The organism is Streptomyces smaragdinus, from assembly GCF_009604385.1.
GTDB lineage: Bacteria > Actinomycetota > Actinomycetes > Streptomycetales > Streptomycetaceae > Streptomyces > Streptomyces smaragdinus.
The window spans coordinates 58,567-82,578 of record NZ_WEGJ01000023.1 but is presented as its reverse complement, the minus strand read 5'-3'; the positions used below and the strand labels follow the sequence as shown (position 1 = coordinate 82,578).

At 72.4% G+C, this 24,012-nt stretch carries 26 protein-coding genes; 15 read left to right on the top strand and 11 right to left on the bottom strand.

The window, feature by feature from the left end; translation table 11 throughout:
• Positions 1 to 19 precede the first annotated feature (19 nt).
• Positions 20 to 1,987 (top strand): ATP-dependent zinc metalloprotease FtsH, encoded by a 1,968-nt coding sequence (gene ftsH, locus SRB5_RS24355; protein WP_153455558.1) that lies wholly within the window; start codon positions 20 to 22, stop codon positions 1,985 to 1,987.
• Between the two features lie 144 nt (positions 1,988 to 2,131).
• Complete coding sequence (gene folE / locus SRB5_RS24350; RefSeq protein ID WP_153455527.1) at positions 2,132 to 2,734, top strand: GTP cyclohydrolase I FolE; 603 nt, start codon at positions 2,132 to 2,134, stop codon at positions 2,732 to 2,734.
• A gap of 3 nt (positions 2,735 to 2,737) precedes the next feature.
• Here folE and SRB5_RS24345 read toward each other — a convergent pair whose 3' ends face one another.
• On the bottom strand, positions 2,738 to 3,895 hold the full coding sequence (locus SRB5_RS24345; RefSeq protein WP_153455526.1) for an ABC transporter ATP-binding protein: 1,158 nt from the start codon (positions 3,893 to 3,895) through the stop codon (positions 2,738 to 2,740).
• A 168-nt stretch (positions 3,896 to 4,063) separates the two neighbouring features.
• Here SRB5_RS24345 and SRB5_RS24340 point away from each other — a divergent pair, with 168 nt between their 5' ends.
• The 4 genes from SRB5_RS24340 (at position 4,064) to SRB5_RS24325 (ending at position 7,652) form a co-directional block, all read left to right on the top strand.
• Complete coding sequence (locus tag SRB5_RS24340; RefSeq protein WP_323378392.1) at positions 4,064 to 4,759, top strand: ABC transporter permease; 696 nt, start codon at positions 4,064 to 4,066, stop codon at positions 4,757 to 4,759.
• Positions 4,756 to 5,472 (top strand): ABC transporter permease, encoded by a 717-nt coding sequence (locus SRB5_RS24335; RefSeq protein ID WP_153455524.1) that lies wholly within the window; start codon positions 4,756 to 4,758, stop codon positions 5,470 to 5,472. The genes SRB5_RS24340 and SRB5_RS24335 overlap by 4 nt, the downstream gene beginning before the upstream one ends.
• 105 nt (positions 5,473 to 5,577) lie before the next feature.
• Positions 5,578 to 6,501, top strand: coding sequence for an ABC transporter substrate-binding protein (locus SRB5_RS24330; RefSeq protein ID WP_407703963.1), 924 nt, complete (start codon positions 5,578 to 5,580; stop codon positions 6,499 to 6,501).
• 143 nt (positions 6,502 to 6,644) lie between these two features.
• Entirely contained in the window at positions 6,645 to 7,652 is a 1,008-nt protein-coding gene (locus SRB5_RS24325) for a hypothetical protein (RefSeq protein WP_228390419.1), read from the top strand.
• Between the two features lie 15 nt (positions 7,653 to 7,667).
• Here the strand turns inward: SRB5_RS24325 and SRB5_RS24320 are convergent, their stop codons facing one another.
• The 9 genes from SRB5_RS24320 to SRB5_RS24280 form a co-directional block, all read right to left on the bottom strand.
• Positions 7,668 to 8,039: a peptidase inhibitor family I36 protein gene (locus SRB5_RS24320; RefSeq protein WP_153455522.1), complete on the bottom strand. Its 372-nt coding sequence runs from the start codon at positions 8,037 to 8,039 to the stop codon at positions 7,668 to 7,670.
• Positions 8,040 to 8,082: 43 nt separating this feature from the next.
• A complete protein-coding gene (locus tag SRB5_RS24315; RefSeq protein WP_323378391.1) occupies positions 8,083 to 8,547 on the bottom strand; it encodes a hypothetical protein in 465 nt (154 codons plus the stop codon).
• Between the two features lie 7 nt (positions 8,548 to 8,554).
• Complete coding sequence (locus SRB5_RS24310; protein WP_153455521.1) at positions 8,555 to 8,956, bottom strand: hypothetical protein; 402 nt, start codon at positions 8,954 to 8,956, stop codon at positions 8,555 to 8,557.
• A gap of 150 nt (positions 8,957 to 9,106) precedes the next feature.
• On the bottom strand, positions 9,107 to 10,252 hold the full coding sequence (locus tag SRB5_RS24305) for an NADH-quinone oxidoreductase subunit D (RefSeq protein ID WP_153455520.1): 1,146 nt from the start codon (positions 10,250 to 10,252) through the stop codon (positions 9,107 to 9,109).
• A 418-nt stretch (positions 10,253 to 10,670) separates the two neighbouring features.
• Positions 10,671 to 11,153, bottom strand: a complete 483-nt coding sequence (locus tag SRB5_RS24300; protein ID WP_323378390.1) for a DUF3180 domain-containing protein — start codon at positions 11,151 to 11,153, stop codon at positions 10,671 to 10,673.
• Between the two features lie 26 nt (positions 11,154 to 11,179).
• Positions 11,180 to 11,773, bottom strand: a complete 594-nt coding sequence (gene folK, locus SRB5_RS24295; protein WP_228390418.1) for a 2-amino-4-hydroxy-6-hydroxymethyldihydropteridine diphosphokinase — start codon at positions 11,771 to 11,773, stop codon at positions 11,180 to 11,182.
• 9 nt (positions 11,774 to 11,782) lie between these two features.
• Positions 11,783 to 12,172 (bottom strand): dihydroneopterin aldolase, encoded by a 390-nt coding sequence (gene folB / locus SRB5_RS24290; protein WP_153455517.1) that lies wholly within the window; start codon positions 12,170 to 12,172, stop codon positions 11,783 to 11,785.
• A gap of 243 nt (positions 12,173 to 12,415) precedes the next feature.
• Positions 12,416 to 13,252 (bottom strand): dihydropteroate synthase, encoded by an 837-nt coding sequence (folP, locus tag SRB5_RS24285; RefSeq protein ID WP_323378403.1) that lies wholly within the window; start codon positions 13,250 to 13,252, stop codon positions 12,416 to 12,418.
• 32 nt (positions 13,253 to 13,284) lie between these two features.
• The gene (locus tag SRB5_RS24280) at positions 13,285 to 14,265 is read right to left on the bottom strand and encodes an SAM-dependent methyltransferase (RefSeq protein WP_153455515.1); all 981 of its coding nucleotides are present in this window, start codon (positions 14,263 to 14,265) and stop codon (positions 13,285 to 13,287) included.
• A gap of 113 nt (positions 14,266 to 14,378) precedes the next feature.
• Here SRB5_RS24280 and SRB5_RS24275 point away from each other — a divergent pair, with 113 nt between their 5' ends.
• Positions 14,379 to 15,611, top strand: a complete 1,233-nt coding sequence (locus SRB5_RS24275; RefSeq protein WP_323378389.1) for a sensor histidine kinase — start codon at positions 14,379 to 14,381, stop codon at positions 15,609 to 15,611.
• A 13-nt stretch (positions 15,612 to 15,624) separates the two neighbouring features.
• The gene (locus SRB5_RS24270; RefSeq protein WP_153455514.1) at positions 15,625 to 16,293 is read left to right on the top strand and encodes a response regulator; all 669 of its coding nucleotides are present in this window, start codon (positions 15,625 to 15,627) and stop codon (positions 16,291 to 16,293) included.
• Here the strand turns inward: SRB5_RS24270 and SRB5_RS24265 are convergent.
• Positions 16,282 to 17,424 carry a threonine aldolase family protein gene (locus tag SRB5_RS24265; RefSeq protein ID WP_153455513.1) on the bottom strand — a complete coding sequence of 381 codons (1,143 nt, stop codon included), beginning with the start codon at positions 17,422 to 17,424 and terminating at the stop codon, positions 16,282 to 16,284. The two genes, SRB5_RS24270 and SRB5_RS24265, sit on opposite strands and share 12 nt — an antisense overlap.
• A gap of 185 nt (positions 17,425 to 17,609) precedes the next feature.
• Here SRB5_RS24265 and SRB5_RS24260 point away from each other — a divergent pair, with 185 nt between their 5' ends.
• The 7 genes from SRB5_RS24260 (at position 17,610) to SRB5_RS24230 (ending at position 23,932) form a co-directional block, all read left to right on the top strand.
• Positions 17,610 to 17,810, top strand: coding sequence for a helix-turn-helix transcriptional regulator (locus tag SRB5_RS24260; RefSeq protein ID WP_153455555.1), 201 nt, complete (start codon positions 17,610 to 17,612; stop codon positions 17,808 to 17,810).
• A complete protein-coding gene (locus SRB5_RS24255; protein ID WP_153455512.1) occupies positions 17,807 to 18,316 on the top strand; it encodes a hypothetical protein in 510 nt (169 codons plus the stop codon). The genes SRB5_RS24260 and SRB5_RS24255 overlap by 4 nt, the downstream gene beginning before the upstream one ends.
• Positions 18,317 to 18,401: 85 nt before the next feature.
• A complete protein-coding gene (locus SRB5_RS24250) occupies positions 18,402 to 19,298 on the top strand; it encodes a Rossmann-like and DUF2520 domain-containing protein (protein ID WP_323378387.1) in 897 nt (298 codons plus the stop codon).
• A gap of 2 nt (positions 19,299 to 19,300) precedes the next feature.
• Positions 19,301 to 20,284: a pantoate--beta-alanine ligase gene (gene panC, locus SRB5_RS24245; RefSeq protein ID WP_153455510.1), complete on the top strand. Its 984-nt coding sequence runs from the start codon at positions 19,301 to 19,303 to the stop codon at positions 20,282 to 20,284.
• Positions 20,281 to 22,098 carry an L-aspartate oxidase gene (locus SRB5_RS24240; RefSeq protein WP_153455509.1) on the top strand — a complete coding sequence of 606 codons (1,818 nt, stop codon included), beginning with the start codon at positions 20,281 to 20,283 and terminating at the stop codon, positions 22,096 to 22,098. The genes panC and SRB5_RS24240 overlap by 4 nt, the downstream gene beginning before the upstream one ends.
• The gene (nadC, locus tag SRB5_RS24235; protein WP_323378386.1) at positions 22,095 to 23,135 is read left to right on the top strand and encodes a carboxylating nicotinate-nucleotide diphosphorylase; all 1,041 of its coding nucleotides are present in this window, start codon (positions 22,095 to 22,097) and stop codon (positions 23,133 to 23,135) included. The genes SRB5_RS24240 and nadC overlap by 4 nt, the downstream gene beginning before the upstream one ends.
• Positions 23,135 to 23,932, top strand: a complete 798-nt coding sequence (locus SRB5_RS24230; protein ID WP_153455508.1) for a type III pantothenate kinase — start codon at positions 23,135 to 23,137, stop codon at positions 23,930 to 23,932. Before nadC ends, SRB5_RS24230 begins: the two co-directional genes overlap by 1 nt.
• Positions 23,933 to 24,012: the final 80 nt, after the last annotated feature.

Genomic DNA, 24,012 nt, shown 5'->3' with positions numbered 1-24,012 from the left:
ATACTTCCGTGGGCCAGTGATGTGGATCGTGCTGGCCGTCCTCGCCGTGGTCCTGCTGATCGAGCTCGTGGGCTCCTCCGAGGGCTACAAGTCGGTCGACACCGCCAAGGTCGTTCAGGCGATCCAGCAGGACAAGGTCAAGGCGGCCGAGCTGACCACCGGCAACGACCAGACGATCAGGATCGAGCTCAAGGGCTCGAACAAGATCGACGACAGCGGCAAGGTCAAGGCCAACTACATCGACACCCAGGGTGCCGATCTGGCGGACCTGCTGCAGACCAAGTTCGACGCCGGCAAGATCGAGGACGGCTACTCGGTCAAGCCCACCAAGGACAACCCCTTCCTGAGCATCCTGCTCACCCTGCTGCCCTTCGTGCTCATCGTCCTGGTCTTCCTGTTCCTGATGAACCAGATGCAGGGCGGCGGCTCCCGGGTGATGAACTTCGGGAAGTCCAAGGCCAAGCTGATCACCAAGGACACCCCCAAGACGACGTTCGCCGACGTGGCCGGCGCCGACGAGGCCGTCGAGGAGCTCCAGGAGATCAAGGAGTTCCTCCAGGAGCCGGCGAAGTTCCAGGCTGTCGGCGCCAAGATCCCCAAGGGCGTGCTCCTCTACGGCCCGCCCGGCACCGGCAAGACCCTGCTGGCCCGCGCCGTCGCCGGCGAGGCCGGGGTCCCCTTCTACTCGATCTCCGGCTCCGACTTCGTCGAGATGTTCGTCGGTGTCGGCGCCTCCCGGGTCCGCGACCTGTTCGAGCAGGCCAAGGCCAACGCCCCGGCGATCGTCTTCGTCGACGAGATCGACGCCGTCGGCCGCCACCGCGGCGCCGGCATGGGCGGCGGGCACGACGAGCGCGAGCAGACGCTGAACCAGCTGCTCGTCGAGATGGACGGCTTCGACGTCAAGGGCGGCGTGATCCTCATCGCCGCGACGAACCGCCCCGACATCCTCGACCCCGCGCTGCTGCGCCCCGGCCGCTTCGACCGCCAGATCGCCGTGGAGTCCCCGGACATGCTGGGCCGCCTCGCGATCCTGAACGTCCACAGCAAGGGCAAGCCGATCACGGACGACGTCGACCTCACGGCCGTCGCCAAGCGCACCCCCGGCTTCACCGGTGCCGACCTGGCGAACGTGCTGAACGAGGCGGCGCTGCTCACCGCCCGCGGCGACCAGAAGCTGATCGACAACAAGGCCCTCGACGAGGCCATCGACCGCGTCGTCGCCGGCCCGCAGAAGCGCTCGCGCATCATGTCGGAGAAGGAAAAGAAGATCACCGCGTATCACGAGGGCGGACACGCCCTGGTCGCGGCGGCCTCCCCCAACGCCGACCCGGTGCACAAGGTGACGATCCTCTCCCGCGGCCGCGCCCTCGGCTACACGATGGTGCTGCCCGACGAGGACAAGTACTCCACCACGCGCAACCAGATGCTCGACCAGCTCGCCTACATGATGGGCGGCCGGGCCGCGGAGGAGCTCGTCTTCCACGACCCGACCACGGGCGCCTCGAACGACATCGAGAAGGCCACCAAGACGGCCCGCGCGATGGTCACGCAGTACGGCATGACCGAGCGGCTCGGCGCGATCAAGTTCGGCCACGACAACTCCGAGCCGTTCCTCGGCAAGGAGATGGCGCACCAGCGCGACTACTCCGAGGAGGTCGCCGCGCTGGTCGACGAAGAGGTCAAGAAGCTGATCGAGGCCGCGCACAACGAGGCCTGGGAGATCCTGGTCGAGAACCGCGACATCCTCGACAACCTGGTCCTGGAGCTCCTGGAGAAGGAGACCCTGAACAAGGAGCAGATCGCCGAGGTCTTCAAGGACATCGTCAAGCGCCCGGACCGCCCGGCCTGGACCGGCTCCTCCCGCCGCACCCCGTCCACCCGCCCCCCGGTGATCTCCCGCAAGGAGCTCGCCCAGACGACGAACGGCCGGACGACCCCCCTCGCGGGCGACGCCCAGCCGGCGGACGCGGAGCCGGAGGCGTAAGGGTCCCGTCGCAGCAGTCCCGGAATGCGCGCCGCGCTCACCAGGTTCTAGCCTGGAGGGCGCGGCTTCGCGCATGTGAGCGGATCACGCGACCGCGAAGGGCAGTGGATACGTGCACCGTGCGGGACAGGAACGAGGACACGAATGGTGGATCCGGTGACGCTGGACGGCGAGCAGACGATCGGGACGTTCGACGAGAAGCGGGCGGCGGACGCGGTTCGTGAGCTGCTGATCGCCGTGGGTGAGAACCCGGACCGGGAGGGGCTGCGGGACACCCCGGCGCGGGTGGCCCGGGCGTACAAGGAGATATTCGCGGGCCTGTGGCAGACGCCGGAGGACGTGCTGACGACGACGTTCGATCTGGGGCACGACGAGATGATCGTGGTGCGCGATATCGAGGTCGTAAGTATGTGTGAACATCATTTGTTGCCATTTCACGGTGTGGCGCACGTCGGCTACATCCCGGCGGAGAGCGGGAAGATCACCGGGCTGTCCAAGCTCGCCCGGCTCGTGGACGTCTTCGCCCGCCGTCCCCAGGTGCAGGAACGTCTCACCACCCAGATCGCCGACAGCCTGATGCGCATCCTCGACGCCCGCGGCGCGATCATCGTGATCGAGGCGGAGCACATGTGCATGTCGGTACGCGGGATCCGTAAGCCCGGGGCGAAGACGACCACGTCCGCGGTGCGCGGGCAGCTGCGCAACCCCACCACGCGCGCCGAGGCCATGAGCCTGATCCTCAGCTGAGGGTCAGCCCGGCACCGAGTCCAGCTCCACGTCCTCGCGCGGGACGTCCCTGGCGTCCGATTCGATCGAGCGGCGGAGGGCCTCGTGGAGGGCTGTGGGGGTGAGGGTGCCGCGGTAGTGGCCTGTGGGTTCGTCGACCACCGCGATCCAGCCCGCGTCGTACTGGAGCATTGTCGCGAAGGCCTGTTTGAGGGTGGCGCCCACCGGGAGCCAGGCCTCCATGCGGCGGGCGTGTTCGGCGACCGTGCCGCCGCGTTCCAGGGCCGTCAGGGAGACCCAGCCGTGGAGGATGTCCGCCTGGTCCAGGACGACCGCCCAGCGGGCCTTCTCCGTGCGCAGGTGGGTGGCCGCGGTGGGGGCCGAGTCGTCGAGGTGGACCACCGGGGGGCGTTCCAGGTCCGATTCCTGGATGGGGGTGACCGAGAGGCGCTTCAGGCCGCGGTCGGCGCCGACGAAGCCCGCGACGTAGTCGTTGGCGGGGGCGCCCAGGACCTCCGTGGGCGGGGCGTACTGCTCGATCACGCCCTGGCCGAAGACCGCCATGCGGTCGCCGAGGCGGACGGCCTCCTCGATGTCGTGGGTGACGAAGAGGACCGTCTTGCGCAGGTCGGACTGGAGCTTCAGGAACTCCGTCTGCAGGCGTTCGCGCACCACCGGGTCCACCGCGCCGAACGGCTCGTCCATCAGGAGCACCGGGGGGTCCGCGGCCAGGGCGCGGGCCACGCCCACGCGCTGGCGCTGGCCGCCGCTGAGCTGGTCGGGGTAGCGGGCGCCGAAGACGGAGGGGTCCAGGCCCACCAGGTCCAGGAGCTCGCGGGCGCGGGCCAGGCGCTTGGTCTTCGGCCAGCCGAGGAGGTGGGGGACGGTGGCCGTGTTGTCCAGGACCGTCTTGTGCGGGAAGAGGCCGGTGTTCTGGATCACGTAGCCCATGTGCCGGCGCAGCTCGACCGGGTCGCCGTCCATGATGTCCCGGCCGTCCACCAGGATCCGGCCCGCGGTGGGGTCGATGAGGCGGTTGACCATCTTCATCGTGGTCGTCTTGCCGCAGCCGGACGGGCCGACGAGGGTGACCAGCTCGCCCTCGTTCACCTCGAACGTGAGATCGGACACGGCCGTCGTGCCGTCGGGATACCGCTTGGTCACCTGCTCGAATCGGATCATGGCTCCTCATCCTGACGCAGTCGGCCCCGGTCTCGCCCGACCTGATGGACTTCATGGTGCCGCAGGCGACGTGCGAACCGCGATCGCCGGACCCTGCGGATAGGGTCGCCTGGAATGGGCGAGGCGCCCGGACGGTTCGAACCAGCGTGCGTGGGGAGGAGGGGTGAGGTGCTGAATCTTCCGTCCGCCGGGGGCTGCCTGGCGGCGAACGAATGGATCTGCGGCGAGTATCTGCGTACCCGCAAGCAGGAGCTCATCGACGCCACCGTGCAGCATCTGTGGATCACGGGTCTGTCGGTGCTGCTCGGTGTGCTCCTCGCGTTCCCGCTCGCCCTGCTCGCCCGGCGCTGGGCGGTCCTGCGCGGGCCGGTCCTCGGCGTCACCACGCTGCTGTACACGATCCCCTCGCTGGCGATGTTCTCCCTGCTGGTCCCGGTCTTCGGGATCTCGCCCTCGGTCGTCGTCACCGGTCTGGTGCTGTACTCGCTGACCATCCTCGTACGGAACATCCTGGCCGGTCTGGACTCGGTGCCGGCCGACGTACGGGAGTCCGCGCGCGGCATGGGGTACGGGCCGGCGCGCCTGCTCTTCCGGGTGGAGCTGCCCCTCGCGCTCCCCGCGTCGATGGCGGGCCTGCGGATCGCGACGGTGTCGACCATCGCGCTGACCACGGTGGGCGCGCTCATCGGCTACGGGGGGCTGGGCAACCTGATCGACGAGGGCCGGCAGACGACCTTCAAGGCCCAGGTCCTCACCGCCTCCGTCATCTGCGTCCTGCTGGCCTTCGCCGCCGACGCACTGCTCCTGCTCGTCCAGCGGTGGCTGACGCCCTGGAAGCGCGGCGCGGCGAAGGGAGCCCGATGAACCTCGCCGACGTCTGGACCTGGCTGACCACCGGCGCCAACTGGACCGGCCCCGACGGTGCCCTGCACCGGCTGTCCCAGCATCTGTACCTCAGCGGTGTCAGCCTGCTGATCGCCTGCGCCGTCGCGCTTCCGGTGGCCGTCTGGCTGGGGCACGTCGGCCGGGGCGGCACCCTGGCGATCAACATCTCCAACATCGGCCGCGCGGTGCCCACCTTCGCGGTGCTGGCGCTGCTCATGGTCACCCCGCTGCGGACGCACGGCGATCTGCCGGTGATCATCGCGCTGGTGCTGTTCGGGCTGCCGCCGCTGGTCACCAACACGTACGTCGGGATGCGGGAGGCCGACCGGGACGTGGTGGAGGCCGCCACGGGCATGGGGATGTCCGGGCGCCAGCGCCTCGCCCGCGTCGAACTGCCCCTCGCGTTCCCGCTGATCGCCACCGGCGTGCGGTCGGCGGCGGTGCAGATCATCGCCACGGCCACGCTCGCCGCGATGGTCGGCGGCGGCGGGCTGGGCCGCATCATCACGGCGGGCTTCCGGACGTACGACACGGCGCAGGTGTTCGCCGGCGCGGTGCTGGTGGCGGGGCTGGCGCTGCTGGTGGAGGGCCTGTTCGTCGTACTTCAGCACGTGTTCGACCCGATGCGCCGGCGGCCGGCCCGCACGATCACCGCGCAGCCGTCGGAGGCGGTGCTCGCCGGGGATGTGTAGCCCGCCCCAATGACTTGCAGTACCCAAGAGTCTGTCCACCCGAGGAGTTCTCGAATGTTCGGTAACCGGATCCGTAGGGGCGGCGTTCTCGCCGCCGCCCTCGTCATGCCCCTCGCGCTTTCCGCCTGTGGCGGCGACAGCCTGGAGGAGAAGGGCGGTGGCGGCGGCGGTGAGGGCAGTGCCAAGACCCTGACCGTCGGGGCCGCGGGGTTCACCGAGGCCCAGGTCATGGCCGAGCTGTACGCGCAGGTCCTGAAGGACGCGGGCTTCGGCACGTCGATAAAGAAGCTCACCAACCGGGAGCTGTACGAGCCCGAGCTGGAGAAGGGCGGCATCGACGTCGTACCGGAATACGCCGCCACGATGGCCGAGTTCCTGAACGCCAAGGTCAACGGCCCGGACAAGGCCGCCGCGAACCCCGTCGCGTCGAACGACGTGGACGCCACCGTCGCGAAGCTCACCGAACTCGCCGAGCCGCGCGGGCTGAAGGTGCTGGCCGCCGGGGACGCGGTCGACCAGAACGCCTTCGCGGTGACCAAGGAGTTCGCCGACAAGCACCACCTGAAGACGCTCTCCGACGTCGGCAAGGCCAAGCTGAAGATCAAGCTCGCGGCGGGCGACGAATGCCCCGAACGCCCCTTCTGCCAGCCGGGTCTGGAGAAGACGTACGGCATCGACGTCACCGGCATCGACCCCAAGGGCGTCGGCACCCCGGAGGCCAAGCAGGCCGTCAAGGACGGCGCCGACCAGATGGTGCTGACCACGACGACCGACGCCACCCTCGAGCAGTACGGGCTGGTGCTGCTGGAGGACGACAAGGGCCTGCAGAACGCCGACAACATCCTCCCGGTCGTCAACGCGAAGGACGCCGGTGACACGAAGGTGGCCGAAGCGCTCGACAAGCTGACGCGGACCCTCACCACGGCCGACCTCATCGAGCTCAACCAGGCCGTCGACGCCCAGCGGCAGAAGCCCGCGGACGTGGCCAAGGCCTATCTGGAGGAGAAGGGACTTCTCGGTACCAAGTGACCCAAGCAGGGCAGCCGACGGGTAACCAGCGGGAAACGATCGGGCCCGTGAGGTCCCACGGGACACGGTCGGACGGTAAATTTCCGGCCATGTCACGTGGACGCCACCGCTTTTCGTCGCCGATGCACAGGCTGCTCCCACCGATGACGGTCGCAGTTTCAGCGCTCGCCTGCGCCGTCGCAGCCTGGCTTGTCCGGGACGGCGATTCGCGGGTGCTCCGGTGGCTCGTCGTGGCGGCTGCGGCCGCCGCGGTGGCCGGTGCGGTCCTGCTGCGCAAGCAGGACCGCACCGCAAGCCTGAGGATCAAGGAGGCCGTCGGCGCGCGGACGACCGCGGAGCTCCACCAGGAGGAGGCCGTCGCCGAGCTCGAGGCCCAGCTGGACGAGGCGCGGGAGCTGCGCCGCGCGCTGGAGGAGCGGCTCAGTCTGCGCGCCGGTGAGCTGCAGCGGATGCGCTCGGAGCACGCGGCGCTGCTGCGGCGGTACGCGACGGCGGAGACCGAGCGGGCGGGGGCGCTGGAGAGCCGGCGGCTGCTGGCCATAGAGGCCCGGGAAGCGCCGCTGGCCCTGCCCGCGGCGTCCGGCGACCGGCTGGCGTCCGGGGCGCCCACTCCGGCGACGTATCTGCGGGCGTCCGTGGCCCTGCGCCACCTCGCCGCCAACGCGGCGCGTCAGGGACGGGGCGGGGAGCACGAGCGGGCGGGGGAGTCCTTCGACTACTTCGGCCGCGCGGCGGGCGAGGAGGAGCCGGCGGCCCGTACGCAGACGGTGACGCCCCGGCCCGCGCAGCCGTGGGCGGCGGAGCCGGAGACGTCGGAGTACGCGGGGGTTCCGGGGCCGCGGGCGAAGGCGCTCCCGGAGAAGCCGGAGCCCAAGGTGCTGGAGCCGGCCGGGAAGACGGCGGAGGCCTCCAAGCCTGAGGCCGAGACGTCTGAGGCCGAGACGCCTGAAGCCGAGGCCCCCGAGCCCGAGGCCGACGCCGAGGAGATTGTGGACGCCGAGCTGGTCGAGCCCGAGCCCGAGGCGCCCTCCGGCGGTGACGACGAGCCCCCCGCGGACGGCGCCGGGGCGGAGCTGCCCGCGCAGCCCCGCCCGGAGGACCGTCGCCCCAAGGGCGCGATCAGCCGCGTGATCGACCTCGCGGCGTCCTAGCCCGTACGTACCGGCTCAGCACCCCATGGCCCAGGTGTGCGAGTCGCCCCGGTCGTTCGCGACGGCGTTGTAGTTCACCTCCTGTCCGGGCGCGAGGCAGATCGTCATGGCGCCGCCCTGCCAGGCGTCCTCGTAGACCTTCACGTATGCCTTGATGCCCGGGCCCTCGATGCCGTGGTTCGCCCACGACGAGTCCGCGTCGGCGATGTAGCTCTCCCACCAGCCGTCGTCCCCGGACCAGTTGGCCCGCTGGCCGCCGTAGTCGGCGTTCTCCCAGGCGCAGAAATTGCCGCTCGGGCAGTCCGCCGCCTGGGCGGCGGAGGCTCCGGCCAGCGCGCTGCCCGCGGCCAGCAGGGAGGCGGCGAGCAGGGCGAATCGGTGCTTCATCAGGTGCCTTTCCGTGTGGGTCTCCGCACGAGGTGTACGGAGGTCAGCGGCCGAGGATCTCCGCGGCCCGTACGAGGGCGCGTTTCCGCAGCTCCCGGTACGCGGCCCGGTCCCCGGGCGATGCCTTGGCCTTGAGGTTGTTGACGGATGTCGAGGCGCGGAACCAGCGCCCCTGGTCGCCGTACAGCCGCCGCTGTGCGGCCGCCAGACAGCCGTCAGTGTGCTGGCTCACCGTGTATCCGCCGGGCAGGGTGAGCGAGAGTTCGGCCCGCCCGGTGCCGAAATAGGCGTCCGTCACCCGCCGTGCCTCGGGGGAGTCGGCCCGGTGCTCCCCGGGGCGTGGCGGGGTGAGCCCCCGTTCGGTGAGGCACCGGTCGACGAGCAGCCGGGTGGCGGCGCGGACGGTGTCGTCGGGGGTGAGCGGGCGCTCTTTCGCGGCCGTGCAGCCGGCGGTCAGGGCGAGCAGGAGGGCGAGGACGGTGGGGCCCGGGCCACGGGGGTGACGCACCGGGCGGTCAGCTGATCTCGCAGCCCTGGGGGTCCGTGGCCACCCCGTCGATCCGGCTGCCCCAGGCCCAGTCGGGGCTGCGGTCGCCGGTGTAGATCTTGCGGTAGTAGCAGCGGCCGTTCGCGTGGTCGATGGCGTAGACCGTCACGTCGGAGTTCGACTCGAAGGAGCGGGCCCTGTCGTGCAGGTAGTCCGGTACGTCGGTATAGCCGAACGGGCGGTAGCACCACGAGGCGCCGCGGTAGCCCGGCTCGGTGTAGAAGCAGACGTCCCCGGGCGCGGCGGCGTACGACGGGGTCTCCCCGACCGGCAGCGTACGGGCCTCACCGGCGGACGCGGCGGGGATCGCGGCGGCGAAGAGGGCGGCGGTGAAGGTGGTGGCGAGCAGGGCGATGCGGCGGCGTGACATGGGGCTTCATCTCCGGGCGGTGCGTCGGTCGGTGCGGTGCACGCCAACCCTCCCCAGGGATTTGTCCCGGTAAGCGCCTGCCACCCGTACCGGTGAACCCGGTGCACGACCCCGCCGTCCGGCGTGCGCCGGGGGCGCCGGGGCCGGGCGTTACTTGTCGATGTCTCCGACCACGAAGAACATCGAGCCCAGGATCGCGACCATGTCGGCGACCAGGGTTCCGGGCAGGAGTTCGATGAGGGCCTGGATGTTGTTGTACGACGCCGAGCGGAGTTTGAGGCGGTACGGGGTCTTCTCGCCTTTCGAGACCAGGTAGTAGCCGTTGATGCCCAGGGGGTTCTCGGTCCAGGCGTACGTGTGGCCCTCGGGGGCCTTGAGGACCTTCGGCAGGCGCTGGTTGACCGGGCCGGGCGGGAGGTCGGCGAGGCGGTCGAGGCAGGCCAGGGCGAGGTCGAGGGAGTTGTGGGTCTGGGCCAGGAGGATCTCGAAGCGGGCCAGGCAGTCGCCCTCTTCGCGGACGGGGACCTTCAGGGTGTCCTGGAGCTCCCCATAGGCCAGGTACGGCTCGTCGCGGCGGAGGTCGAAGTCGACGCCGGAGGCGCGGGCGATGGGGCCGCTGACGCCGTAGGCGTGGACGGCCTCCGGGGTGAGGGCGCCCACGCCCCGGGTGCGGGCGCGGAAGATGTCGTTGCCGAGGACGAGGTTGTCGTAGACGTCCATGCGGGAGGCGCAGGCCTCGATCGCGTGGCGGGCGCGGGTGGTCCAGCCCGCGGGGAGGTCGTCCTTGAGGCCGCCGACGCGGTTGAACATGTAGTGCATGCGGCCGCCGGAGATCTCCTCCAGGACGGCCTGGATGTCCTCGCGTTCGCGGAAGGCGTGGAAGATGGGGGTGATGCCGCCGAGTTCCAGGGGGTAGGAGCCGAGGAACATGAGGTGGTTCAGGACCCGGTTGAGTTCCGCGAGGAGGGTGCGGAGCCAGACGGCGCGGTCCGGGACCTCCATGCCGAGCATGCGTTCTACCGCCAGGACGACGCCGAGTTCGTTGGAGAAGGCGGAGAGCCAGTCGTGGCGGTTGGCGAGCATGATGATCTGGCGGTAGTCGCGGGCCTCGAAGAGTTTTTCCGCGCCTCGGTGCATGTAGCCGATCACCGGGTCGGCCGATTGGATGCGTTCGCCGTCGAGGACGAGTTTCAGTCGTAGCACGCCGTGGGTGGAGGGGTGCTGGGGGCCGATGTTGAGGACCATGTCCGTGGCCTCGCCGGCGCCGCCGAGGCCGACTGTCGTCGTTTCCGTCATCGTGTCAGTGTGCCAGCGTTCCGGCGGCGGTTGCGCTGCGGGGGCTGCGCCCCCGGGCCCCCTGTCGGCGCTTCGCGCCTTGGCCTCAAGCGCCGGCCGGGCTGGAATGGGGTGCTTTTCGCTCTTGGCCGGCGGCCTGCAGTCGGCGCTGCGCGCCTCGGCCTCAGACGCCGGCCGGGCTGGTAGGGGGTGCTTTTTCGCTCTCGGCCGGCGGCCTGCAGTCGGCGCTGCGCGCCTCGGCCTCAGACGCCGGCCGGGCTGGTAGGGGGTGCTTTTTCGCTCTCGGCCGGCGGCCCCCTGTCGGCGCTGCGCGCCTCGGCCTCAGACGCCGGCCGGGCTGGGATGCGGCTTTTGCGCCGTCAGCTGCCGGAGGGGACGGCCTGCTTTGAGCTCTTGGCCGACCGTCCGCCAACGGGCCTCAGCGCGCCCCCGCCCGCGGATCGCCCTTGTCCTCCGGGAGCTTGCATACCCGTTCCAGCCACAGGGCCGCCACCACCACCGCCCAGCCCGCGAGTACCGCGAACAGGGCGTAGACCGCCTGGGTCTGGTGGGTGCCGTATTCCAGGCCCTCCTGGAGGAGGTGGATGCCGAAGCCGCCGTACATGCCGGAGACCAGGGCGGAGACGTAGGCGCAGGACTGGCCCAGTATCACCGCGCGGGCCGCCATCAGGGGGTCCACGCCCTTCGCGCCCTGGACGCGGGTGCGCTGGGCCTTCAGGCGGGTGCGGATCGAGAGGGCCGTGGCCAGGAGGATCGCCGCGATCAGGGCCAGGACGATGGGGGCGGCCAGGGGGACCGAGGGGGCGGTGCCCACCGAGGTCCAGAGGCGGGCCGCCGCCCAGGCCAGTACTCCGGCCACGGCGAAGACGCCGGCCAGCACCCCGATCCGCATCTGCCGCACGGTGACACGCGCCCTTCGGTCGATTCCTACTCCGGCAGCCGGAGCTCCAGGTCCTGTCGCGGGAGGACGCCGTCGCGGCTCACGGTCCGCAGCAGCTCCGCGATCGCGCCGTGGCCCGGGAGCACGGCGGCCGGCTCCACGTCGTACCACGGTACGAGCACGAACGCCCGCTCGTGCGCCCGCGGGTGCGGGAGGGTCAGCAGCGGGTCGTCGGAGACCGTGCCCTGGTACGCCACGATGTCGACGTCCAGCGTGCGCGGGCCCCAGTGCTCGTCGCGGACGCGGTGGAAGGCCTCCTCGATGGCGTTCGCCCGCTCCAGCAGGGACGACGGGGGGAGGGTGGTCTTCACCACGACGACCGCGTTGAAGTACGAGGGCTGGCTGCCGGGGGCCACGCCCCAGGGCTCCGTCTCGTACACCGGGGAGACGGCCTTGACCCGCAGGCCGGGCGTGTCCTCGAGGGCGTCGACGGCGCCCTGGAGCGTCTCCAGCCTGTTGCCCAGGCTGCTGCCCAGGGACAGCACCGCCCGCTGCGGGTTGTGCAGCGTCGTGTCGGCCGCGTCGACCTGCTGGACGACGGAGAGGGGCACGGGCTGCACGGTCGGGTCACTGCGGTTCATGCGCATCCTCTACCTGTCTGCGGGGGGATCGGGGGTCAGCGGGGGCCGGGAGCGGACGATCGTGATCGTCACGTCGTCGAACGGGACGGTGATGGGGGCGTCCGGCTTGTGCACGACGACCTTCACCTCCCGTACCGGCTCGTGCTCGAGGACCTGCGCGGCGACGCGCTCGGCCAGGGTTTCGATCAGGTCCACGGGCTCGCCCTGGATCACGGCCACGACCTCCTCGGCGACGACGCCGTAGTGGACGGTCCTGGCCAGCTCGTCCGTGGTGGCCGCGGGGCGGGTGTCCACGGACATCTCGACGTCGACGACGAAGGTCTGGCCGTTCTCGCGCTCGTGCGCGAAGACACCGTGATGCCCCGTGGCACGCAGTCCGTGCAGGGCGACCTTGTCCATCGTCGGGTCAGACCTTTCCTCGAACGTGAATTCGCTCCGAGCAGTGAGCGAATATTTGTCCCCCTGCAGTGGAGGCTACCTGGGGGTTGTGACATTCCGGGGAGCCCCGGTCGCGGCGGCGCGTACCCACGGCGGGCCTGCCGCACCCCTACCCAGGCACGCGATGACTCGAACGGGCGGCTGCCGTACGGCCGCCCGGCCCCGCGCGAGTGCTTTACGGGAGCAGGGTTGACGCGTACCGGATCACTGGCAGCCGTCGAGCGCCTGTGCGACCCGAACGGCGTCGGCGGACGCCCGTACCTCGTGCACCCGCACCGCCCACGCCCCCTCCCGGGCCACGATCGCCGTCACCGCGGCCGTCGCCGCGTCCCGCTCCCGCGCCGGCGGCGGGGCGGCGTCGTCGCCCGCCAGGACGCGGCCCAGGAACCGCTTGCGCGAGGCGGCGACCAGCACCGGACGGTCCAGCGCCGCACGGAGCCGGCCCAGCCCCGCGACCAGCGCCAGATCGTGCTCCGCCCGCTTGGCGAACCCCAGCCCCGGGTCGACGACGATCCGCTCCCGGGCGATCCCGCCCGCGACGGCCGCCTCGACGCTCGCCGTCAGCTCGGCGACCACCTCGGCCACGGTGTCGCCGTAGACCGCGCGGTCGTTCATGTCGACGGACTGACCCCGCCAGTGCATGACCACGAACGGCACCCGGGCCCCGGCCACCACCCGGATCATGTCCGGGTCCGCCCGTCCCCCGGAGACGTCGTTGACGAGCGCCGCCCCCGCCTCCACCGCCGCCGCCGCGACCGCCGCCCGCATGGTGTCCACGGACACGGTGACACCCGCCTGGGCCAGCCCCCGGACCACGGGGATCACCCGGCGCAGCTCCTCCGCCTCGTCGACCCGGGTGGCGCCCGGCCGGGTGGACTCGCCGCCCACGTCGACCAGGTCGGCGCCCTCCGCGACCAGCTCGAGGCCGTGCTTGACGGCCAGCCCGGTGTCGAACCACAGGCCGCCGTCGGAGAAGGAGTCGGGTGTGACGTTGACGACACCCATGACCGCACACCGGTCCCACGCGGGGAGTCCCAGCACCTGCTCGTTCATACGACCAGCGTAGAGGCTGGTCATCCGCCCGGGGCCAGGGCGGGCGGCAGCGGCATCCCGACCGGCTCCGCCAGCCAGGTGAAGCCGCCGAGCCCCGCCGGGTCCAGCAGCTCGCCGGCCTGCGAGGCCCACGCCAGCGCCCGTACGTACCCCTGCGGGTCCGACGCCGCCAGCGCCAGCGGCGGGCGCGCGCCGCTCACCCCCAGCGCCGCCAGCGCCTCCCGCTGCGGGAGCAGCCGCCCGCCGGGGCCCGCGCAGGAGTCCAGGGCCACGTGGGCGGTGATGTCGCAGGTCCCGTCCGGTACGGGCGTGACCTCCCGCCCCTCCCGGAACCCCGTCAGCGTCCCGAACGCCGGCCGCGCCGCCCGCACGTGCGCGTAGTCCACGGCGACCGCCAGCCCCCGGCGCAGCGTCCCGCGCGCCCGCGCCCACGCCTCGTCCCGCGGCGCCCCCAGCTCCACCCGCGCCCCCTCGGGCCACCAGCGCTCCGCCCACGCCAGGTCGGCGGACGTCAGCGGCTCCCCGGGGCGCTCGGCGCCGTCGGGGGCGACCTCCACGTACCGCAGGCGGCCGTCGGGGCCGGGCTCGGCGAGGTCGAGGGGGACGTTGTCCAGCCACTCGTTGGCGAACAGCAGCCCCGTGACCTCCCCGGGGAGCTCCGCGTGCCACGTGATCCGCCGGTCCAGCCACGCCGGCCGCCCCGCCGCCTCCACCGCGTGCGCCCGTACGGTCCCGGGGCCGTCGTAGCGCGCCAGCACCCCCGCCAGCAGCTCCCCGCGCCCCGCCCCCACGTCGACCAGATCGACCTCCGCCGGCCGCCCCAGCCCCTGGGCGACCTGCCGCAGGAGCTCCGCCACCGCCCCGGCGAACAGCGGTGAGGCGTGCACCGACGTGCGGAAGTGGCCCGCCGGTCCCGGTCCCGGGCGGCGGTAGAAGCCGTCCGGCCCGTACAGCGCCTCCTGGGTCGCCGTCCGCCAGCTCCGCCACCGTCCGTCCGTCATGCCGCTCAGGGTAACCACGCGTCACGGCTCCACCCTGCGGAGTACGTGGCCTGCGCAGGGATCGATCCCCCGGTGGACTCCGGCGCCCCTCCGGCGCTCCTACGCTGGTTGACGTGCAGCGTGTATACGAATTCCTCCGACGTCATCCGACGCTGGTCGACAGCTTCTGGGCCGTCGTCCTGCTCGTGATGTCCACGGGGTGGATCGTCGCGCTGCGGAGCATGCCGCCGGAGTCGGGCGCCGAGCACGTGCCGGAGACCGGCGCGCAGGTCGCGGTCGTCGCCGTGATCGCCGTCGCGTTCTGCGCCGCCGTCGCGCTGCGGCGGCGGCTGCCCGAGCAGATGCTGGTCGTCGTCACCGTGCTGGGCGTGCTCCAGCTGATCCTGGACACCTGGTGGTCGCCGGCGAACTTCGCCATGCTCGTCCTGATCTTCACGGTCGCCTCCCGCGACGTGAAGTGGGCCTCGCGCTGGGCGCTCGTCGGCGGCGCGCTGGCGCCGACCCTCGCCGGGCTCCGCTGGCCGACCGAGGGGCAGACGCTGGCCGGGGCGATAGCCGGGACCGTCTTCATGACGGTCGCCTTCCTGATGGCGTGGGTCCTCGGCGACTCCCTGCGCACCCGCCGCGCGTACTACGCGCAGCTCGAGGAGCGCGCCCGCCGGCTGGAGAAGGAGCGCGAGGCGCAGGCCCGGATCGCCGTGGCCGCCGAACGCGCCCGGATCGCCCGCGAGCTGCACGACGTCGTCGCGCACAACGTGTCCGTGATGGTCGTCCAGGCCGACGGCGCCGCGTACGTCCTGGACACCGCCCCCGAACAGGCCAAGACCGCCCTGGCGACCATCTCCGGCACCGGGCGGCAGGCGCTCACCGAGATGCGCCGGCTGCTGGGCGTGCTCCGGACGAACGAACGCGGACCGGCCGGCCGGGAGTACGTGCCGCAGCCCGGCGTCGACCAGCTCTCCGACCTCGTCGACCAGGTCCGCGGCGCCGGGCTGGCCGTCGACTTCAAGGTCATCGGCACCCCCGGCGAGCTGCCCTCCAGCGTCGAGCTGACCGCGTACCGCATCGTCCAGGAAGCCCTCACCAACACCCGCAAGCACGGCGGTCCCGACGTCGGCGCGACCGTCCGCCTCACCTACGGGGACCAGGGCGTCGAGCTGCTCGTCGAGGACGACGGGCGCGGCGCCGGGCGGGAGCTGTACGAGGAGGGCGGCGCGGACGGCCAGGGCCACGGACTGATCGGCATGCGCGAACGCGTCGGTATGGTCGGCGGCACCCTGGACGCCGGCCCGCGCCCCGGCGGCGGCTTCCGCGTCACCGCCGTCCTGCCCCTGAAGCCCGCGTGAGGAGCCCTTCCGTATGACCATCCGCGTGATGCTCGTGGACGACCAGGCGCTGCTGCGCACCGGCTTCCGCATGGTGCTGTCCGCGCAGCCGGACATGGAGGTCGTCGCCGAGGCGAGCGACGGCGCGCAGGCGGTGGAGCTCGCCGGGAACACACCCGTCGACGTGGTGCTGATGGACGTGCGGATGCCCGTACTGGACGGTGTGGGGGCGACCGCCCGTATCTGCGCCGCCGAGAACGCGCCGAAGGTGCTCATCCTCACCACCTTCGACCTCGACGAGTACGCCTTCTCGGCGCTGCGCGTCGGCGCCTCCGGCTTCATGCTGAAGGACGTTCCGCCGGACGAACTCCTGGCCGCCATCCGCTCCGTCCATGCCGGCGACGCGGTGGTCGCCCCCAGCACCACCCGGCGGCTCATCGACCGCTTCACGGCCGTCATGCCGTCCCTCTCCGGGGAGAAGCAGCACCCCGAGCTGACCCGGCTGACGGACCGGGAGCGCGAGGTGCTGCTGCTGGTGGCGCAGGGGCTGTCGAACGGGGAGATCGCCCGTCAGCTCGTCCTGTCGGAGGCCACCGTCAAGACGCACGTCGGGCGGATCCTCACCAAGCTGGAGCTGCGCGACCGGGTGCAGGCGGTGGTCCTGGCGTACGAGACGGGGCTGGTCCGGGCCTCAGGCCTCTGAGACCTTCCGCACGAGCGTCAGGAACTCCTCCACCGCCTCCGTGACGTCCGCCGGCGACCACTTCAGGGCCTCCGCCGCCACAGTCACCTCGGTGTACGAGATCCCCGGAGGGGTGCCCGGTTCGGTCCAGAAACGGAACAGGGCGATCCGCTGTTCCTCCGCGAGCCGCGTCCCGGCCTCCAGCAGTACCTCCGCCGGATACGGCAGCCACACCTGGAACTGGTGCGTGTGCGGCACCGCCGGATGCACCCGGTGCCACGGGACGCCCGCGCCGGTGAACGCCGCCGACAGGGCCGCCGCGACGGACTTGGCGTGGGCGGTGTACTCCGGGAGGCGGGGCAGCTCGTGCTCCAGGCCGTGCAGCGCGGTCAGGACCGCCGGCCACTGCTGGAAGAGCTGGCCGCCGTAGCGGTGGCGCCAGGCCTTGGCCTCCTCGATGAGCGTGGTGGGGCCGGCCAGCGCGGCGCCCGAGACGGCGCCGAGGGACTTGTAGAACGACACGTAGACGCTGTCCGCCAGCCCCGCGATCTCCGGCAGGGAGGCGCGGAAGTGCTCGGTGGTCTCCCACAGCCGGGCGCCGTCGACGTGCACCACCGCGTCGCGCTCCCGGGCGGCGGCGACGGTCGCCGTGAGCTCGTCCCAGGTGGGCAGGACGAACCCCGGCTCGCGCAGGGGGAGCTCCAGCATCAGGGTGCCGAAGGGGTCGCGGACGGCGGTGACCTCGGCGGCGGTCGGCAGCCGGGGCTCGGTCGTGGGGTGGACGGCGCGCAGGCCGCTGACGGCGGCGTAGGCGTCGCCCTCGTGGACCTCGAGGTGGTGCAGGGGGTGGGAGGCGACGGTGGTGTTGCCCGTACGGCCGGCCCAGCAGCGCAGGGCGATCTGCTGCGCCATGGTCCCGGTGGGGAAGTACGCGGCGTCCTGGGTGCCCAGGGCCACGGCGGTGCGGCGCTCCAGCTCCTCGACGAGGCCGTTGCCGTAGAAGTCCACGGGTTGGTCGAGGTCGACGCCCTCGGGCGCGATGTCCGTCAGTTTCCTCAGGCCGTCGGCGACGGTGGTCGCGTTCTGGCCCCCTGACAGGGTGCGGCGGGCGGCTCGGTAGGCGGCCAGGCGGCGGAGTCTGTCGTCGGTCATGGGAAGAGCATCGCAGGACCGGGTCGGTTGTGACACTGCAATTGGATGTAGTACAACTGCTATCAAGCAAATGATGAGTACGACAGTCGGTAGAGGACCTTGTGCATGGATGACGTGAGGGGCGGGCCGTGACGGCGGCCGGCGGCCAGGACAAGAGCGACGGAAACGTCCACAACCGGATCCCGATGCTGCGCGCCGAGCGCGGCGTCTCCCGCCGCGACCTGGCCGCGGCCCTCGGGGTCCACTACCAGACCGTCGGCTATCTCGAACGCGGCGAGTACAGCCCCAGCCTCCATCTGGCGCTGCGCATCGCCGCGTACTTCGAGGTCCCCGTCGAGGTCGTCTTCTCTCTCCAGCCCTTCCCCCGGATCGGGAGCACGTCATGAACAAGGCAGACGACCTGGCCCGTCTGGTTCCCGCCCGCTACGCCCGCCGCCGCCCCCGCCGGGTGCTGGCTGGTGTGGGCGCCGGCCTCCTGGGGCTTTTGTGGGTGGACGCCGCCGTGTCCTGGGTGCTGGCGCCCAGCGACACCGCGATGATCGTCAACTTCGTGGTCCTGGGCGTCCTGCTGGCGGCCGGCCTCCCGGTCGCCGCCCGGCTCGTCGCGATCACCGGCGGGACGACGTCCCGGCGCGAGCAGGAGCTCGACGAGCGGCAGCGCGGGCTGAGGCTCCGCGCGTACTCGACGGCGCACGGGGCGACGACGTTCGTGATGATCCTCGTCCTGGCGGTGACGATGGTCGCCGACCGGGGCGGACGGGAGTCGCAGATCCCGGGGGCGGCGCTGTTCCTCATCCTCTTCGCGATGCTGGCGACGCACGTCCTGCTGCCCCTCGTGGTGGCCGCGTGGCAGCTTCCGGACCCTCCCGCGGACGACGACGAGGAGGCGTAACCGCACGAGGGGTGGCTCTCCCGGCTCGCGTACGATTGACGAGAAGTCCGGTACCCGAAGAGGACTGGAACGGAGAGCACACCGAGTGACCCCCACCCCGCAGGACAAGCCCGCGCGGCTGACCGTCGGCGTGATCGGCGCCGGCCGCGTCGGCCCCGCCCTGGCCGCCGCCCTCGCGCTGTCCGGCCACCGCCCCGTCGCCGTCAGCGCCGTGTCCGACGCCTCCCGGCGCCGCGCGGAGGAACTTCTCCCCGGCGTGCCCGTCATGGACCCCGCCGCGGTCCTGGCGCACGCCGACCTGGTGCTCCTCACGGTGCCCGACGACGTACTGCCCGCCCTGGTCGAGGGCCTGGCCGCCACCGGCGCCGTCCGCCCCGGCCAGCTCCTCGCGCACACCTCCGGCCGCTACGGCGCCGGGGTCCTCGACCCCGCCACCCGCGCCGGCGCCCTGCCGCTCGCCCTGCACCCGGCGATGACGTTCACCGGCACCCCCGTGGACGTACAGCGCCTCGCGGGCTGCTCCTTCGGCGTGACCGCCCCCGACGAGCTGCGGCTCGCGGCGGAGGCCCTGGTCGTGGAGATGGGCGGCGAGCCCGAGTGGGTCGCCGAGGAGGCCCGCCCGCTCTACCACGCGGCCCTGGCCATCGGCTCGAACCACCTGATCACCCTCGTCGCCCAGGCCGAGGAGCTGCTCCACAAGGCCGGCGTGCAGGCCCCCGAGCGGATGCTCGGCCCGCTGCTGGGCGCCGCCCTCGACAACGCCCTGCGCAGCGGCGACGCCGCGCTCACCGGGCCGGTGGCCCGGGGCGACGCCGGGACCGTACGGGCGCATCTGGAGCAGCTGCGGATCCACGCCCCCGCCGCCGTCCCCGGCTACGTGGCGATGGCCCGCGCCACCGCCGACCGGGCGCTGGCCAACGGGCTGCTGAAGGCCGAGCTCGCCGAGGACCTCCTCGGGGTGCTCGCGGACGGAGGACGCTGACCATGGGCGTACGACTGGTGCACACCGCCGCCGAGCTGCGCGCGCTGCCCCGGACCGGCGAGCGGGCCGTCGCGATGACGATGGGCGCGCTGCACGAGGGGCACGCCTCCCTCATCCGGGCCGCCGCCGCGCGTGGCGGGCAGGTCGTGGTCACGGTGTTCGTCAACCCGCTGCAGTTCGGGCCGAACGAGGACTTCGACCGCTACCCCCGCACCCTCGACGCGGACGTCAAGATCGCCGAGGCGGCGGGCGCCGACATCGTGTTCGCGCCCGCCGCCGACGAGGTCTACCCGGGCGGCGAACCGCAGATCCGTATCGCCGCCGGACCGATGGGCGAGCGGCTGGAGGGCGCGTCCCGCCCCGGCCACTTCGACGGCGTACTGACCGTCGTCGCCAAGCTCCTCCACCTCACGCAGCCGGACGTCGCCTTCTACGGACAGAAGGACGCCCAGCAGCTGGCGCTCATCACGCGGATGGCGCGCGATCTGAACTTCCCCGTCGAGATCGTCGGCGTCACTACCGTCCGCGAGGACGACGGTCTCGCGCTGTCGTCCCGTAACCGCTATCTCTCCGACGACGAACGACGCACCGCCCTCGCGCTGTCCCGCGCGCTCTTCGCGGGCCGCGACCGTCTCGTGGCGGAGACCGCTCTGGCCAGGCGGGCGGAGACCAGCCCGCCCGCGACGTACTGGCCGCGCGAACTGACCGCCCTCGGCGAGGACCGCGCGGCGGCCGACGCCCAGGCGCGCGGGTCCGCCGGGCACGCGCTGCCGTCGGCCGTACGGAACGCCGCCCGGCTCGTCCTCGACGGCGCCGCCCGCCACGAGCCGCCGCTCGCCCTGGACTACCTCGCCCTCGTCGACCCCGCCGACTTCACCGAGGTCGACGACGACTTCACCGGCGAGGCCGTGCTGGCCGTCGCCGCCAAGGTCGGCGCCACCCGGCTGATCGACAACGTCCGGCTGACCTTTGGAGCCCCCGCATGACCGGCATACGGCTGACCGCCCCCGCCCCCGGCTGGTCCATCGACGCCGACGTGGCCGTCGTCGGCTCCGGCGTGGCCGGGCTGACGGTGGCCCTGCGGTGCGCCGCGCAGGGCCTGCGTACGGTCGTCGTCACCAAGGCCCAGCTGGACGACGGCTCCACCCGCTGGGCCCAGGGCGGCATCGCGGCGGCCCTCGGGGAGGGCGACAGCCCCGCCCAGCACCTCGACGACACCCTCGTCGCGGGCGCCGGCCTGTGCGACGAGGACGCGGTACGGCTGCTCGTCACGGAGGGCCCGGCGGCGGTACGGCGGCTCATCGACACCGGCGCGACGTTCGACCGGGACGACGCCGGGGGCATCGCGCTCACCCGCGAGGGGGGACACCACCGGCGGCGGATCGCCCACGCGGGCGGCGACGCGACGGGGGCGGAGATCTCCCGGGCGCTGGTCGCCGCGGTGCGGGCGGCGGGGATCGAGACCGTCGAGCACGCGCTGGTGCTGGATCTGCTGAAGTCCCCGTCCGGTGCCGCGTCGGGTGTCACCCTGCACGTGATGGGGGAGGGCGCGCGCGACGGTGTGGGCGCGGTGCGGGCGCCGGCGGTGGTGCTGGCGACCGGGGGGATGGGGCAGGTGTTCTCGGCGACGACGAACCCGGCCGTGTCCACCGGGGACGGCGTGGCGCTGGCGCTGCGGGCGGGGGCGGAGGTCTCCGACCTGGAGTTCGTGCAGTTCCACCCGACGGTGATGTGGCTGGGGCCGGACGCGGAGGGGCAGCAGCCGCTCGTCTCGGAGGCCGTGCGGGGGGAGGGGGCGTATCTCGTCGACGGCTCCGGGGCGCGGTTCATGGTGGGGCAGCACGAGCTCGCCGAGCTGGCGCCGCGGGACGTCGTGGCCAAGGCGATCATGCGGCGGATGGGGGAGGAGGGGTCGGAGCACGTGTTCCTCGACGGCCGCCACTTCGGGTCCGCGATGTGGGCGGCGCGGTTCCCGACGATCCTGGCGGCGTGTCTCGCGCACGGGATCGATCCCGTGCGGGAGCTGATTCCGGTGGCGCCGGCCGCGCACTACGCCTCCGGCGGGGTGCGGACGGATCTGTCCGGTCGTACGACGGTGCCGGGGCTCTTCGCCTGCGGTGAGGCGGCGTGTACGGGGGTCCACGGGGCGAATCGGCTGGCGTCGAACTCGCTGCTGGAGGGGTTGGTGTTCGCCGAGCGGATCGCGTCCGGCGTGGCCGCCTCGGCCGCCGCGGCTGCGCCGCGGTCGGATCTCCCACCCACACACCACCCGGCACCGGTCCCCGGGGTGACCCCGGCCGAGGCTCCGGCGGTGCCCACGGGGTCGGCGACGGTGACCCCGGACAACGGCGACGGGCGGCGTGTGGGTGGGACACAGACTCGCGGCGAAGCCGCGAGCGCCGACCCCGCCCCCGGCGACCACCTCATCGCGCCGGAGGCCAAGGCGGAAATCCAGCGCCTCATGACCCGAGGCGCCGGCGTCCTCCGCAGCGCCGAAAGCCTGACGGAGGCCACGACCGCCCTCACCCGCCTCCGGCGGGAGGCGAAACCCGACGCCGAGCAGCCCTGTGTGGAAACCTGGGAAGCGACCAACCTCCTCCTCGTGGCACGAGTCCTCACCCACACCGCAGCCCTCCGCGAGGAGACCCGCGGCTGCCACTGGCGCGAGGACCACCCCACCCGCGACGATGCCGCCTGGCGCCGGCACATCCTCGCCACCCTCACCCCCGACGGCGGCATAGCCACCCGCCGTACGGAGACGACCGCGTTCCCCCCGACCCTCACCCAGGAGCAGCAGTGACCAGCCCGACCCCCGGCCGACCCCAGCCCGTAGAGCTGACCCTCCTCCCCATCGGCGGCGCCCCCGCCGACGGCGGCGGCTGCGGCGACGGCTGCGGATGCTCGGCGGGCGACGACATGTACGAGCACGACCCCCTGACCTGCGGTCTGGACGAGGACCTCGCGGAGATCCTCGCCGACGCGGGCCTGGACCCCGTCCTGGTCGAGGACATCGCCCACCTCGCCATCGAGGAGGACCTCGACAACGGCGTGGACGTCACCACCGTCGCGACGATCCCCGAGGACGCCTTCGCGACCGGCGACTTCACCGCCCGCGAGGACGGCGTCGTCGCCGGCCTGCACATCGCCGAGGCCGTGCTGTCCGTCGTCTGCACGGACGAGATGGAGGTCGAGCGCCATGTCGCCGACGGCGACCGGATCGCGGCCGGCCAGAAGCTGCTGACCGTCCGCACCCGCACCCGCGACCTCCTCACCGGCGAGCGCAGCGCCCTCAACATCCTGTGCCGCCTCTCCGGCATCGCCACCGCCACCCGCCGCTGGGCGGACGCCCTGGAGGGTACGAAGGCGAAGGTCCGCGACACCCGCAAGACCACCCCCGGCCTGCGCGCCCTGGAGAAGTACGCGGTCCGGGCCGGCGGCGGCGTCAACCACCGCATGTCGCTGTCCGACGCCGCCCTGGTGAAGGACAACCACGTCATCGCCGCCGGCGGCGTCGCGGAGGCCTTCAAGGCCGTACGCGAGGAGTTCCCCGACCTTCCCATCGAGCTCGAGGTCGACACCCTGCACCAGGTCCGCGAGGCCCTCGACGCCGGCGCCGACCTGATCCTCCTGGACAACTTCACCCCCGCCGAGACCGAGGAGGCCGTCGCCCTCGTCGCCGGCCGCGCCGTCCTGGAGTCCTCCGGCCGGCTCACCCTGGACAACGCCCGCGCGTACGCCGAGACCGGCGTGGACTACCTTGCGGTGGGCGCCCTCACCCACTCCTCCCCGATCCTGGACATCGGCCTGGACCTCCGCGAGGGCGAGGAGCGCGCCTGATGCTGCTGACCATCGACGTCGGCAACACCCACACCGTCCTCGGCCTGTTCGACGGCGACGAGATCGTCGAGCACTGGCGGGTGTCCACCGATCCGCGCCGTACCGCCGACGAACTCGCCGTCCTCCTCCAGGGCCTGATGGGCATGCACCCCCTCCTCGGCGAGGAGCTCGGCGACAACATCCACGGCATCGCCATCTGTTCCACCGTCCCCGCCGTCCTGCACGAGCTGCGCGAGGTCACCCGCCGCTACTACGGCGATGTGCCCTCCGTCCTCGTCGAGCCGGGCGTGAAGACGGGCGTCCCGGTCCTCATGGACAACCCCAAGGAGGTCGGCGCCGACCGCATCATCAACGCCCTCGCCGCGATCGAGCTGTACGGCGGCCCGTGCGTGGTCGTCGACTTCGGTACGGCGACGACGTTCGACGCGGTGAGCTCGCGCGGCGAGTACGTCGGCGGTGTCATCGCGCCGGGCATCGAGATCTCCACCGAGGCCCTGGGCGTGCGCGGCGCACAGCTCCGTAAGATCGAACTCGCCCGCCCCCGCAGCGTCATCGGCAAGAACACCGTCGAGGCCATGCAGTCCGGCATCCTCTACGGCTTCGCGGGCCAGGTCGACGGCGTCGTCAACCGGATGGCCGTCGAACTCGCCGACGACCCCGACGACGTCACCGTCATCGCCACCGGCGGCCTCGCCCCGATGATGCTCGCCGACTCGACGGTGATCGACGAACACGAGCCCTGGCTCACCCTGATCGGGCTGCGCCTCGTCTACGAACGGAACGTCTCCCGTACGTAGTGGCGTTCACCCCCGGGGCAACCCCGGCCCCCCTGTGGGAGTCTTGTCGAGCAGCACGGCAGTGCGTACATGACAGGCTT